This window comes from Streptomyces sp. RLB3-17 (genome assembly GCF_007113425.2).
Taxonomy (GTDB): domain Bacteria; phylum Actinomycetota; class Actinomycetes; order Streptomycetales; family Streptomycetaceae; genus Streptomyces; species Streptomyces mirabilis_D.
The window spans coordinates 2,611,522-2,624,182 of the sequence record NZ_CP041610.2; the positions used below are offsets into that span (position 1 = coordinate 2,611,522).

Here is a 12,661-nt window from a genome sequence, read left to right on the forward strand (position 1 = left end):
GGACCTCAGGGTTGAGGGGCCCAAGGCTGAGAGCCCAAGACCGAGTGAGGGGCGGCACCACGGGGGTCGCCCCCTCGCTCAACGGACTCCGACCGCCTTGAGCGCCTCGCGCTGCCCCGCCGACGGATTCGCCGGGAAGTACAGGTAGCAGACCCCGCCCGTACCGGAGACGACGTTCCCGGAGGCGTTGTACCTCTTGGTACGGAGCCAGATATTTTCCCACTCGCGCCGCTTGTAGACCCGGCGCACCGTGTCGTCGCCCGGCGAGGCGGGGTCGTTGGCGATCACATCGCCGCCCGCGGTGAATCCGATGACGGTCATGAGGTGGCCCGAGGTCCCGTACCCCGCCCCCGTCAGCTCGGACTTCAGGAACGACTGGGACGTTATGGCCGGGATGCCGGCGGCGATCAGCGTCTCCAGGTCGGTGAGCGAGCGGAGGCGGGTGACCACCCCCTGGAGGTCCTTGTACGTCGCCGCGTACGCCGCGTTGAAGGGCCAGTTGCCGCAGCCGCCGTACTGGTAGTCGTAGGTGAAGCGGGCCGCGTGGCAGACCTGCGGGTCGGCGAAGGCCGGGTCGACCCAGGCGAGTTGCTCGGCCGTGGGCCTGCGCCCCCAGTACTCGATGATCATCTGCGAGGAGGTGGGGCTGCACCAGGCCTCGCCGCCGTTGTCGTACTCGGGGTACTGGCCCGCGTGGATCTCCTGGGAGTAGCGCGGGACCGTCAACTCCTTCGCGAGCCCGGGGGTGGAGGCCGGGACGGTGAAGCGGTCGGGGATGTCGGAGCCCATCGCGCCGAGCCGCCACACGGTGGGCGTGAGCCCTGAGCCCGGGGTGCGGTACAGGGTCAGACGGAGCCGGTACGAGACGAGGCGCGGGCCCGAGGCCGCGTCGTCGATCGCGAAGGTGTCCGTCGAGATACTGCTCTTGCCGTCCTTCTGGTTGTCCACGGAGGTCCGCTTGATGTCCTGGTCGCCGGCCGCCCAGCGGCCCATCACATACCAGGGGGTGGCCTTGCCGTCGGAGTACGTGCCCGTGAGCTCGACCTGGAGCCAGGTGCCCGCCGGGGTGTGCGCGTTCCAGGAGGCGATGACCTCGGTGGCGGGGACGGCGAGCCGGTGGACCGGGGAGGTCCAGGTCGCGTACTCCCAGGTCGCGGTCTTTCCGGTGTGCGGGTCGGTGTAGTCCGCGGTGCCGGCCGGGGTCGCGATCACCAGGCCCGGACGGGCGGCGTCGAGGGCCCGCGTGCCCTTCGCGGTGCCGGTCCGCCAGTCGGCGTACGAGGTCCAGGCCCGGTTGTCCACAAGGCCCGGACCCGCGTACCCGTGCGCCGCGCCGGCCGACGTGGCCGCGGCCGCGGTGCCCGCGGTACCGATCGCCGCCGCGGCGACCGCCACGGCCAGCAGGGCTCTGCGGGACGGCTCTGAAGCTCTGGTCATGGGTGGGAGACCCCCCGTTCGTCCGGAAGCGGCGGCTCCCCACTATGGACGGTGGAAGGCGGCTCCTGCCAGCACTTCGGCCTGTGCCGCGCCCACCAATATTGGTCGAAACCACTGGCATGACCTGCGACGCCTCGGTTCCGGCGGGGGCGCGCGGTCCGCCACTAGAGTGGTCCCCGTACAGGGGTGCGTGTGCCCGCCGGGCGGACGCGCCCGCGCCTCACCGCACCTCGGGAACCGTCATTCGCGACCTCGCCGCGCGCCTGCGCGCCCTGCCGCCCTCCTGCGGACCCGTCCGCCTGATCGGCGTCGACGGGCACGCCGGCTCCGGGAAGACCACCTTCGCCGGACGGCTGGCCGCGGCACTCGGCGACGCGCCCGTGCTGCACCTCGACGACATCGCGACGCACGAGGAGCTGTTCGGCTGGACCCGACGGCTGCTGGGCCAGGTGGTCGAGCCGCTGAGCCGGGGCGAGACGGCGCGCTACGTCCCGTACGACTGGAGCGCCCGCGCCTTCGGTCCGGTCCGCGAACTGCCGCCCGCGCCCGTGATCCTGCTGGAGGGGGTCGGCGCCGGCCGCCGGGCGCTGCGCCCGTATCTCGCGCGGCTGCTGTGGATGGAACTGGCGCGCGACGAGGCCTGGACCCGAGGGCGGCGACGGGACGGCGAGGCGCAGAGCGCGTTCTGGGCCGAGTGGGTCGCCGCCGAGCGTCAGCACTTCGTCGAGGATCCCTCAAAACCCTTCGCCGATCTTCTGGTGCGGCAGTGTTCTGAGGGATACGAGGTGTTTTCGGGACCCACTGAGACCGCTGGACCGGACCAGCCCCTCACTCACGGTGACGGATCATCCGCAATGTGCTGAACTTGTGAAGAGCCTTGCGAGGGAAGTTCCCTCAGTGCCTCAACTCGGCTTGACCCGGGGGCCGTACAGGACTTACGTTCTGAATGTGCGGTCTTTCGAAGCCGCCCGCAGTCGCGAAGCCCCCGGTTGTTCCCCCGTGATCGGGGGCTTCGTTCTGCCCACACCCTCTCTTTTCGGGCGCTCCGCGCCGCGATTCGCTCACCCTCGGTCACCGAGTCAAGTGCGCCCCATCTGCTCCCACCTCGTGGAACGGGGGCGTGCGGCACCCTTCGGCACGCCCATGAACCGCAGGTACGATGCCTCTCGGTGCGACCTTCGGACGGCTGCTCTGCGCACCGGTGCAACTCCCGTCCGCGGCACAGGGGTTCGACCAAAGCTGCCGACGGGCACCGGCCCGTTCGGAGAAGCATCGGGGGCACGGTTTGTGGGGGACGTGATGGACTTCGGCATGCAGGGCCCGGAGGCCCCGGCCGACCTCGCCTGGATGCGAGGTGTGGACGCCTACACCATGGGCGCCTATCCGCAGGCGGAGGAGGAGTTCCGTACCGCGGTCCGGATGGACCCGGGCATGGCGGACGGCTGGCTCGGACTGCACGCGCTGCGGGTGGACACGACGACCGCGCTGCTGCGGATGTTCCGACACCGGGACCGCTTCGGCGAGCAGCGCTCGCGCCACCGGCGCACGCTCAACTCCTGGTACTGGCTGGGCTGGTGGGTGCAGCCGGTGCTGGAGAGCCCGCGCGATCTACTGCTCGCGCACGCCTCGCACTGGCTGGACGGCCGCCATGTGCCCGAGCTGGACCGGGCGCTCGCGGGGCTACCGCCGGTCGACGCCGATCATCAGGTGCGGTTTCTGCACGCCTGCCGGGCCTATCTGGTCAAGGACTGGGAGCAGCTGGTCCGGCACACGGATCCGCTGATCGACGACCCCATGCTGGGCATAGAGGCCGGCCTCTTCGGCGGCATGGCCCGGGTCCGCCTGGAGATGTTCGGCCAGGCGGAGCCGCTCCTGTCCTCCGCGCTGATGCGCTGCCGCAGCGAGCAGCCCCAGCGCAAGGAGCTGCGGTACTGGCTCGCGCGGGCCCACGAGGGCACCGGGCGGTCGGCCGCCGCGCTGCCTCTGTACCGGGCGGTGCACCGCGTCGACCCGGCCTTCATGGACACCTCGGCCCGATTGGCCGCGATCTCCGAGGGCGACGGGTACGACGACGCCGCGGCCGACCTCGCGGCGATCACCCTCGCCGGGGTCGGGCAGGACGTCATGGACGGCCCCGACGGAATCGATCCCCTCTTCGGCGTCGAGGGCCGCGACCTGAAGCTCTCGGAGCCCGATCCGCTCCCGCCGGGCGCGTTGCCGCCGGAGACCGACGCGGTGCGCGAGAAGGCCGTGGTACCGGTGCAGCCGTTGCCGGCCGGGCCGACCGACCCCGCCTTACTTGACGAAGCGCTCGCCGAACTGGAGCGCATGGTCGGGCTGGAGCCGGTGAAGCGCCAGGTCAAGGCGTTGTCGGCGCAGCTGAACATGGCGCGGCTGCGGGCCGGGCAGGGCCTGCCCGTCCAGCCGCCGAAGCGCCATTTCGTCTTCTCCGGCCCCTCGGGCACCGGCAAGACCACGGTGGCTCGCATTCTCGGACGGGTCTTCTACGCGCTCGGTCTGCTCGGCGGTGACCACCTCGTGGAGGCGCAGCGGGCGGACCTCGTGGGCGAGTACCTGGGCCAGACCGCCGTCAAGGCCAACGAGCTGATCGACTCGGCGATCGGCGGGGTCCTCTTCGTGGACGAGGCGTACGCGCTGTCGAACTCGGGCTACGGCAAGGGGGACGCGTACGGGGACGAGGCGCTGCAGGTGCTCCTGAAGCGGGCCGAGGACAACCGCGACCACCTCGTGGTCATCCTCGCCGGCTACCCGGAGGGCATGGACCGCCTCCTGGCCGCCAATCCCGGCCTCTCCTCCCGCTTCACCACCCGGGTCGACTTCCCCTCCTACCGCCCCCTGGAACTCACCTCCATCGGTGAGGTGCTCGCCGCCGAGAACGGTGACATCTGGGACGAGGAGGCGCTCGACGAGCTCCGCTCCATCGCCGGGCACGTGGTCGACCAGGGCTGGATCGACGAACTCGGCAACGGCCGGTTCCTGCGCACCCTGTACGAGAAGAGCTGCGCGTACCGGGACCTGCGTCTCTCCGGGTACCCGAACACACCTTCCCGCGACGATTTGTCGACACTCCGGCTGCCGGACCTCATGCAGGCGTACGGGGAGGTGCTGTCGGGCCGGGGCCCCCAGGACCCTTCGGCGATGTGACCGACGGTCCTCGTCCTCGAACGCGGCATGCACCGAGGCTCTCAGGGGCGCGGCCGGTCCGGGGGTGTGGGGAGCTGCGCGAGCAGCTCCCCACACGGTGGCGTCAGGTTGCCAGGGCCTGCTCGGGGGTCTCGCTGAGACGCGGATCCTTCAGCGGCGTGGCCACAGCGGCAGCGCCGACGTCCCGATGGGCCGGGTCGCGTACCTCGCCCACCAGGAGCTCCAGGACGTCCTCCAGCGCGACAAGACCCAAAACCTTCCCCGACGCGTCCGCGACCTGCGCGAGGTGCGTCGCGGCGCGGCGCATCACGGTCAGGGCGTCGTCCAGCGGGAGTTCGGAGCTCAGGGTGGTCATGTGTCGCCACAGGTGCTGGGGAACCGCCCGTTCGGACTCCTCCAGGTCGAGTACGTCCTTCACATGCAGATAGCCCATGAAGGCGCCGTTCTCCGCGACCACCGGGAACCGGGAGTACCCGGTGCGGGCGGTGAGCGCGACGACCTGGCCGGGCGTGACGGAGGGGCCGACGGTGACCAGGGAGCCGTGGTCCAGGAGGACGTCGGTGACCGGGCGGGAGCCCAGTTCCAGGGCGTCTTCGAGGCGTTCCTGCTCCTTGGGGTCCAGCAGGCCCGCCTGACCTGAGTCCTCGACGAGCCGGTTGAGCTGCTCGCTCGTGAAGACCGCCTCGACCTCGTCCTTGGGTTCGACCCGGAAGAGTTTCAGGATGAGGCGGGCGCAGGCGCCCAGGGCGACGGTGACGGGACGGCACAGGCGCGCGAAGGCCACCAGGCCGGGGCTCAGCCACAGCGCCGTCTTCTCGGGCGCGGCCATCGCCAGGTTCTTCGGGACCATCTCGCCGATGACGAGGTGGAAGAAGACGACGAGGGCGAGCGCGATGACGTATCCGAGGGGGTGGATCACCCCTTCGGGGAGGTGCACCGCCTCGAAGACGGGCTCGAGCAGATGCGCCACCGTCGGTTCGGCCACCGCGCCGAGCGTCAACGAGCAGATGGTGATGCCGAACTGGGCCGCCGCCATCATCTGCGGCAGCCGCTCCAGGCCGTACAGGACCTGACGGGCCCGCGCGGACCCGAGCGGTTCGATCTGACTGCGCCGTACGGAGACGAGCGCGAACTCGGCGCCGACGAAGAACCCGTTGGCGAGCACCAGCAACACGGCGAACAGGAGTTGGAGCACGCTCATCGGACGGCCTCCGGCGCGGCAACCGCGTCGGCGGTCCTGACCAGCCGGACCCGTTCGGCCCGGTAGTGCCCGACCTGGCGTACCGAGAGACGCCAGCCGGGCAGTTCGGCCTTGTCGCCGGGGGCCGGGATCCGGCCGAGCAGATCGGCGACGAGGCCCGCGACGGTCTCGTAGGGGCCCTCGGGCACGTCGAGGCCTATGCGCTGCAGGACGTCGACCCGACAGCTGCCGTCGGCGTCCCAGGCGGGCCGCCCGTCCTCGGGCGGCACGGAGGCGAGCTCCGGCAGGTCCTTGGCGTCGTGCTCGTCGCGGACCTCGCCGACGAGTTCCTCGACGATGTCCTCCAGGGTGACCACGCCCGCCGTACCGCCGTACTCGTCGACGACGACGGCGATCGGCTGCTGGTTGCGCAGCTGCTCCAGCAGGGGCTGCACGGGCAGGGTCTCCGGGACCAGCAGCGGGGCCTGGGCGATCCGGCCGACGGGGGTGCGCAGCCGGTCCTGGGAGGGGATCGCCAGGGCGTCCTTGAGGTGCGCCATGCCGACGATCTCGTCGATCCGCTCGCGGTAGACGGGGAAACGGGAGAGGCCGGTGGCGCGGGTGAGGTTGACGACGTCCTCGGCCGTGGCGGAGGACTGGAGCGCGCTGACCCGTACCCGCGGGGTCATGACGTGCTGCGCGGTCAGGTCGGCGAGCGAGATGGTCCGTACGAAGAGATCCGCGGTGTCCTGCTCCAGGGCGCCGGCCTGGGCCGAGTGCCGGGCCAGGGAGACGAGCTCGCCGGGGGTGCGGGCGGAGGCCAGCTCCTCGGCGGGTTCGACACCCAGGGCCCGTACGAGCCGGTTGGCGACCGTGTTGAGCGCGGCGATCACCGGCCGGAAGAGGCGGGAGAAGACGTGCTGCGGGCCCGCGACGAAGCGGGCGACCTGAAGCGGCTTGGAGACCGCCCAGTTCTTGGGCACGAGTTCGCCGATCACCATCTGCACGGCCGCGGCGAGCAGCATGCCGACCACGACGGCGACACCGGACACGGCGCCCTTGGGCAGTCCGATCGCGGTGAAGGGTCCGTGCAGCAGTTCGGCGAGCGCGGGTTCGGCGAGCATGCCGACGACGAGCGAGGTGATGGTGATGCCGAGCTGGGTGCCGGAGAGCTGGAACGACAGTTCCTTGAGCGATTCGACGACCGTACCGGCCCGTCGGTCGCCTTCGGCCGCCGCCTTCTCGGCGTCGGGCCGCTCGACCGTGACGAGGCCGAACTCGGCCGCCACGAAGAAGCCGTTGGCGAGGATCAGCAGGAACGCCGCCCCAAGGAGCAGCAGGGGGATGGTCATGATGCCGCCGCCTCGATATGTCGGGAGGGGGCGGCGCAGGTACTACAGGACGATCCGTCCATCGCTGGAGGGAGTCACTCCTCGGGTAGCAGGGGGCCTCTGAGTCACCAGGTGGAAAATCAGCGGCGGAGGCGCAACGAAAACGCCTCCGCCAACAGATTAATCAAGACATGGGCCCGGACGGCAGGGTGGAAGGCCGAGAGTCAGCCGTGATGTTGCTCCGGGTCGCCGATGGAGCGGGCCTCGGCGAGCGCGCGCAGGGCGCGGGCGTCCTGGATCGCGCGCTGTTTGGCGATGCCCGGCTGGATGCCGAGCACGGGCAGGCTGGTGCCGTCGCTGAGGTTGAGGAACACCCAGGGGTCGCCGGGGCGCAGGTTGACCTGGAGGATCTCCGCCCACTCCAGGTGTCGCCTGCTGGTGATGTTCACCACGGTGACGCCGGTCTCGTCGGCGACGACCTTGGGCCGCGAGAGCATCAGCAGGACGCCGAAGAGCAGCGCGCCGATGAAGATGAAGCTGAGCTTCTCCCCCGGGCTGAGCTGTTCGAGGAGCATCGCGACCGTCGCTATGACAACGAAGATCGCGACGCCCGCGGTGAGCAGCACGGCCCGGGTGAGGGACGGCCGGAACGTGACGGGGAGCGTGGGAAGGTCGGGCATGGCTTCGGTCGGGGTCCTCAGAGGCGGCAGGCGTGGATGGCCGTGGTCAGGATGGCCCGCGCGCCGAGCGCGTACAGGTCGTCCATGATCTGCTGGGCCTCCTTGGCGGGCACCATGGCACGGACGGCGACCCAGCCCTCGTTGTGCAGCGGGGAGATGGTCGGCGACTCCAGGCCGGGCGTGAGCGCGACGGCCTTCTCCAGGTGCTCGGCGCGGCAGTCGTAGTCCATCATCACGTACGTACGTGCGACCAGGACGCCCTGGAGGCGGCGCAGGAACTGCTGCACCTTGGGCTCGGCGTCCTCGGAGGCGTCGGCCCCGACCCTGCGGATGACGACGGCCTCGGAGTTCATGATCGGGTCGCCGAAGACCTCGAGGCCCGCGTTGCGCAGCGAGGTGCCGGTCTCGACGACGTCCGCGATGACCTCGGCGACACCGAGTTCGATCGCGGTCTCGACGGCGCCGTCGAGGTGGACGACGGAGGCGTCGATGCCGCTGTCGGCGAGGTGCTTGGCCACGATGCCCTCGTAGGAGGTGGCGACCGTCATGCCGCCGAGGTCCTCGATGCCCTTGGCGGTGCCGGGCTTGGTGGCGAAGCGGAACGTCGAACGGGCGAAGCCGAGCGGGAGGATCTCCTCCGCGTTGGCGCCCGAGTCGATGAGCAGGTCGCGGCCGGTGATGCCGATGTCGAGGCGGCCGGAGGAGACGTAGATCGCGATGTCGCGGGGGCGGAGGTAGAAGAACTCGACCTCGTTGCCCGGGTCGACGATGCGCAGTTCCTTGGACTCCCGGCGCTGCTGGTAGCCGGCCTCATGCAGCATCTCCGCCGCAGGGCCTGACAGGGAACCCTTGTTGGGGACGGCGATGCGCAGCATGAGGTCGGCTTCCTTCGTTCGTGCGTACGATACGTACGGGATTGCGGGATTTACGGCTCAGAGGTGGGCGTACACGTCGTCGAGGGAGATCCCGCGCGCCACCATCATCACCTGAACGTGGTAGAGGAGCTGCGAGATCTCCTCGGCGGCGGCGTCCTTGCCCTCGTACTCGGCGGCCATCCAGACCTCGGCGGCCTCTTCGACGACCTTCTTGCCGATGGCATGGACGCCCTTGCCGACCAGTTCGGCGGTGCGCGAAGTGGTGGGATCGCCCGTGGCGGCCTTGTGCTGGAGCTCGGTGAAGAGCTCCTCGAACGTCTTCTTGGACATGATGCTGCCCACCCTACGCGCTACCGCCCCTGCCTCAGTGCCAGGGTTCGGATACTGAGCGCAGCGTGGCCGCGGTCGCCACGGCGGCCGTCACCGCCTCGTGTCCCTTGTCCTCGTTGGAGCCCTCGATGCCCGCACGGTCGAGAGCCTGCTCCTCGGTGTCGCAGGTCAGCACGCCGAAGCCGATGGGAACGCCGGTGTCGATGGAGACCTGGGTGAGGCCCTGGGTGACACCCTGGCACACGTATTCGAAATGCGGGGTACCGCCGCGGATGACGACGCCGAGCGCGACGATCGCGTCGTAGCCGCGGCCCGCGAGGACCTTGGCGACGACCGGCAGCTCGAAGCTGCCGGGGACCCTGAGCAGGGTCGGCTCGTCGATCCCGAGCTCGTGCAGGGCGCGCAGCGCGCCGTTGACGAGGCCGTCCATCACCTTTTCGTGCCACTGTGCCGCGATGACCGCGACCCGCAGGTCGCCGCAGTTGCGTACGGACAGTTCAGGTGCACCCTTGCCGCTCACGTCTCTCCTCAGTGCTTTCTTGTTACTGGTTGCCGCAGGCGGACACGGTGGCCGTGTCGAGCCAGGGCAGGTCGTGACCCATCCGGTCCCGCTTGGTGCGCAGGTAGCGGAGGTTGTGCTCGCCCGCCTGTACGGGCATCGGCTCCCGGCGCGTGACCTTGAGGCCGTGCCGGACCAGCGCGTCGGTCTTGTCGGGGTTGTTGGTCAGCAGGCGCAGGCTGTGGACGCCGAGGTCCTGAAGGATCTGCGCGCTCGCGCCGTAGTCCCGGGCGTCGGCGGGCAGGCCGAGTTCCAGGTTGGCGTCGAGGGTGTCGCGGCCGCGCTCCTGGAGCTCGTAGGCGCGCAGCTTGGACAACAGGCCGATGCCGCGCCCCTCGTGCCCACGCAGGTAGACCACGACGCCCCGGCCCTCGGCCTGGATGCGCTCCATGGAGGTCTGGAGCTGGGGACCGCAGTCGCAGCGCAGCGAGTGGAAGATGTCGCCGGTCAGGCACTCGGAGTGGACTCGGACGAGGACGTCCTCGCCGTCGCCGATCTCGCCGTGCACCAGGGCGACGTGCTCGACGCCGTCGACGGTGGAGCGGTAGCCGTACGCCGTGAACTCGCCGAAGGCGGTGGGCAGTTGCGTCTTGGCCTCGCGGCGGACGGTGGGCTCCGCGGTACGGCGGTAGGCGATCAGGTCCTCGATGGAGATGATCGTCAGACCGTGCTTGCGGGCGAACGGGATCAGCTCGGGCAGACGGAGCATGCGTCCGTCCTCCCCGGCGATCTCGACGATCGCGCCGGCCGGGCGCAGGCCCGCGAGCCGGGCGAGGTCGACGGCGGCCTCGGTGTGGCCGTTGCGGACGAGAACACCGCCGGGCTTGGCGCGCAGCGGGAAGATGTGACCGGGGCGCACGAAGTCGCCCGCCTCGGCCTCGCCGCCGGCCAGCAGCCGCAGTGTGGTGGCGCGGTCGGCCGCGGAGATGCCGGTGGACACGCCGTGGGCGGCGGAGGCGTCCACCGAGACGGTGAACGCGGTCTTCATCGACTCGGTGTTGTTCTCGACCATTTGGGGGAGCTGGAGGCGGTCGAGTTCGTCGCCCTCCATGGGCGCGCAGATCAGCCCGCGGCACTCGCTCATCATGAAGGCGATGATCTCGGGGGTCGCCTTCTCGGCGGCGATGACGAGGTCGCCCTCGTTCTCCCGGTCCTCGTCGTCGACGACCACGATCGGTCGGCCCGCCGCGATGTCGGCGATGGCCTTCTCGACCGGGTCGAGCGCGAAGTCCGAAGCATCTTCATCGTGCCCCGTGCTGTACCAAACGGGTGCCGTGGTCATGCGGGGGCTCCTTCCAGGACGGGCTGCCCGGCCTTGCGGGAGCGCAGCCACCAGTCGCGCATGCCCGACAGGACGAGCGCGCCGTAGACGACGTAGACGAAACCGGAGAAGGCGTAGCCGTTGGCGAAGTTGAGCGGGACGCCCACCACGTCGACCAGCAGCCAGGCGAACCAGAACTCGACCATGCCGCGGGCCTGCGCGTACATGGCGACGATCGTGCCGACGAAGATGTACGCGTCCGGCCAGGGGTCCCAGGACAGGGTCGGGTACGCGTGGAACAGACCGCTGACCGCGAGCGTGCCGACGGCGGCGGCGCCCACCATGTAGGCGCGCTCGCGCCAGGTGGCGAACCGAACGGAGATGTGGCCGCCCCGGCCCTCCGCCTTGCCGCGGTTCCACTGCCACCAGCCCCACAGGGCAACGACGATGACCACGACCTGCTTTCCGGCACTGCCGGAGAGATGGCCGCTGGCGAAGGCCGCGAAGAGGACGACGCCGGACAGGAGTTGTACGGGCCAGCTCCATATGGAGCGCAGCCAGCCGAGTGCGAGGCCGATCAGACCGATGATGTTGCCGATCATGTCCGACCACTTGATGTGCTGTCCGAGGAGCGTGAACGCCTCGGAGTTCAGCCAGTTCACCGACCGCTCCCCTGGGTGTCGGGCAGCGCGACCGGCTGCTCGCCACGGGCGCCGAGCAGTCGCTCGACGTACTTGGCGATGACGTCCACCTCGAGGTTGACCGGGTCGCCTGCCTGCTTGTGGCCGAGCGTGGTCAGGTCGAGGGTGGTGGGGATGAGGCTGACGGTGAAGAAGTCCGGGCCCGCGTCGACCACCGTCAGGCTGATGCCGTCGACGGTGATGGAGCCCTTCTCGACCACGTAGCGGGAGAGGTCCGCGGGGAGGGAGATCTTCACGATCTCCCAGTTCTCGGACGGCTTGCGCTCGATGACCGTGCCCGTGCCGTCGACGTGGCCCTGGACGATGTGGCCGCCGAGGCGCTCGCCCACGGCCATCGGGCGTTCCAGGTTGACGCGGGATCCGACGGTCAGGGCGCCGAGGCTGGAGCGGTCCAGGGTTTCGGCCATGACGTCGGCGGTGAATTCGTCGCCTTCGTGTTCGACGACCGTGAGACAGACGCCGTTCACGGCGATGGAGTCGCCGTGCTGTGCGCCCTGCGTGACGACGGGGCCACGCAGACGGAAACGGGAGGCGTCGTCGAGAATTTCGACGGCGGTGACCTCACCCAGCTCTTCGACGATTCCGGTGAACACTTCCCGGGTCCTCCTGCCTCATGGGGCACGGACTCCGGGGCCTGTCGATGACGACAGAATGAGCGGACTGCGACACCGGGAGCGAGCCGCATGGGGCGACACGTCCCGAAGGACGCGCCGAAACAAACGGCAGCGCGCACGAATGCCCGCCCGCCGCGCACTGCCTCCCATCCGGACTTTAACCGTCGGTCCAGGAATTCCACCTGGTCAACCGGCCGCTGGAAGCGACCGGGTCGCGGACTATAACCGCCGGTTCGGACTTTCACCGACCCCGGAGTGCGCTGCTTCTGGTACAGCATCAGTGTGCCACGTCTGATCCACGTCCATGCGGGCGAACGTCTGTGGGGTGCCTCACAGGTCGTCCGGATGGACTTCTCCGGCGCATCGCGGGAGGTCAACTCCCGCGAGACTCCTCACGCTTGACGCGATCGCCCATTGGTCCGTACCCATTGACCACCTTGGTCTAGTCCTCTTAAGGTCCATGATCAATGGTTTGTCGAAGCCGAGGCGTCGCACTCGCCCCTTGAGCGACCCGGCGGCGGTGACGGA

General features: G+C 70.0%; 12 protein-coding genes and 1 riboswitch. Of the genes, 2 read left to right on the forward strand and 10 right to left on the reverse strand.

From position 1 onward, the window contains the following. Nucleotides 1-78: 78 nt before the first annotated feature. Entirely contained in the window at nt 79-1,437 is a 1,359-nt protein-coding gene (locus FNV62_RS12225; protein ID WP_144315220.1) for a peptidase C39 family protein, read from the reverse strand. A 119-nt stretch (nt 1,438-1,556) separates the two neighbouring features. On the opposite strand from FNV62_RS12225, the gene FNV62_RS12230 reads away from it, so the two are divergent. Beyond that, entirely contained in the window at nt 1,557-2,300 is a 744-nt protein-coding gene (locus FNV62_RS12230) for a uridine kinase (RefSeq protein WP_225900246.1), read from the forward strand. A 436-nt stretch (nt 2,301-2,736) separates the two neighbouring features. Next, nucleotides 2,737-4,602: an AAA family ATPase gene (locus tag FNV62_RS12235; protein ID WP_097283877.1), complete on the forward strand. Its 1,866-nt coding sequence runs from the start codon at nt 2,737-2,739 to the stop codon at nt 4,600-4,602. A 103-nt stretch (nt 4,603-4,705) separates the two neighbouring features. Here the strand turns inward: FNV62_RS12235 and FNV62_RS12240 are convergent, their stop codons facing one another. The 9 genes from FNV62_RS12240 to FNV62_RS12280 form a co-directional block, all read right to left on the reverse strand. Beyond that, nucleotides 4,706-5,803, reverse strand: coding sequence for a hemolysin family protein (locus FNV62_RS12240; protein ID WP_060902402.1), 1,098 nt, complete (start codon nt 5,801-5,803; stop codon nt 4,706-4,708). Further along, entirely contained in the window at nt 5,800-7,134 is a 1,335-nt protein-coding gene (locus tag FNV62_RS12245; protein ID WP_143607593.1) for a hemolysin family protein, read from the reverse strand. Before FNV62_RS12245 ends, FNV62_RS12240 begins: the two co-directional genes overlap by 4 nt. Nucleotides 7,135-7,337: 203 nt before the next feature. Continuing rightward, nucleotides 7,338-7,793 (reverse strand): PH domain-containing protein, encoded by a 456-nt coding sequence (locus FNV62_RS12250; protein ID WP_054236269.1) that lies wholly within the window; start codon nt 7,791-7,793, stop codon nt 7,338-7,340. 17 nt (nt 7,794-7,810) lie between these two features. Continuing rightward, on the reverse strand, nt 7,811-8,668 hold the full coding sequence (hisG, locus tag FNV62_RS12255) for an ATP phosphoribosyltransferase (RefSeq protein ID WP_097283879.1): 858 nt from the start codon (nt 8,666-8,668) through the stop codon (nt 7,811-7,813). Between the two features lie 57 nt (nt 8,669-8,725). Beyond that, entirely contained in the window at nt 8,726-8,998 is a 273-nt protein-coding gene (locus FNV62_RS12260; RefSeq protein ID WP_054236279.1) for a phosphoribosyl-ATP diphosphatase, read from the reverse strand. Nucleotides 8,999-9,032: 34 nt separating this feature from the next. Further along, complete coding sequence (ribH, locus tag FNV62_RS12265) at nt 9,033-9,518, reverse strand: 6,7-dimethyl-8-ribityllumazine synthase (protein ID WP_067366149.1); 486 nt, start codon at nt 9,516-9,518, stop codon at nt 9,033-9,035. Nucleotides 9,519-9,540: 22 nt separating this feature from the next. Further along, nucleotides 9,541-10,839, reverse strand: coding sequence for a bifunctional 3,4-dihydroxy-2-butanone-4-phosphate synthase/GTP cyclohydrolase II (locus FNV62_RS12270; protein WP_054236272.1), 1,299 nt, complete (start codon nt 10,837-10,839; stop codon nt 9,541-9,543). After that, nucleotides 10,836-11,480: a nicotinamide riboside transporter PnuC gene (gene pnuC / locus FNV62_RS12275; protein ID WP_060902401.1), complete on the reverse strand. Its 645-nt coding sequence runs from the start codon at nt 11,478-11,480 to the stop codon at nt 10,836-10,838. Before pnuC ends, FNV62_RS12270 begins: the two co-directional genes overlap by 4 nt. Next, complete coding sequence (locus tag FNV62_RS12280; RefSeq protein WP_054236274.1) at nt 11,477-12,112, reverse strand: riboflavin synthase; 636 nt, start codon at nt 12,110-12,112, stop codon at nt 11,477-11,479. Before FNV62_RS12280 ends, pnuC begins: the two co-directional genes overlap by 4 nt. A 153-nt stretch (nt 12,113-12,265) precedes the next feature. Next, nucleotides 12,266-12,396, reverse strand: a riboswitch (FMN riboswitch). Between the last annotated feature and the right edge of the window lie 265 nt (nt 12,397-12,661).

What these genes read in the sequence shown, in the direction of transcription:
- FNV62_RS12245 (WP_143607593.1), bottom strand. Translation starts at nt 7,134, where the DNA reads ATGACCATCCCCCTGCTGCTCCTTGGGGCGGCGTTCCTGCTGATCCTC.
- FNV62_RS12250 (WP_054236269.1), bottom strand. Translation starts at nt 7,793, where the DNA reads ATGCCCGACCTTCCCACGCTCCCCGTCACGTTCCGGCCGTCCCTCACC.
- FNV62_RS12270 (WP_054236272.1), bottom strand. Translation starts at nt 10,839, where the DNA reads ATGACCACGGCACCCGTTTGGTACAGCACGGGGCACGATGAAGATGCT.
- FNV62_RS12235 (WP_097283877.1), top strand. Translation starts at nt 2,737, where the DNA reads ATGGACTTCGGCATGCAGGGCCCGGAGGCCCCGGCCGACCTCGCCTGG.
- FNV62_RS12230 (WP_225900246.1), top strand. Translation starts at nt 1,557, where the DNA reads ATGACCTGCGACGCCTCGGTTCCGGCGGGGGCGCGCGGTCCGCCACTA.
- FNV62_RS12240 (WP_060902402.1), bottom strand. Translation starts at nt 5,803, where the DNA reads ATGAGCGTGCTCCAACTCCTGTTCGCCGTGTTGCTGGTGCTCGCCAAC.
- hisG (WP_097283879.1), bottom strand. Translation starts at nt 8,668, where the DNA reads ATGCTGCGCATCGCCGTCCCCAACAAGGGTTCCCTGTCAGGCCCTGCG.
- FNV62_RS12260 (WP_054236279.1), bottom strand. Translation starts at nt 8,998, where the DNA reads ATGTCCAAGAAGACGTTCGAGGAGCTCTTCACCGAGCTCCAGCACAAG.
- FNV62_RS12225 (WP_144315220.1), bottom strand. Translation starts at nt 1,437, where the DNA reads ATGACCAGAGCTTCAGAGCCGTCCCGCAGAGCCCTGCTGGCCGTGGCG.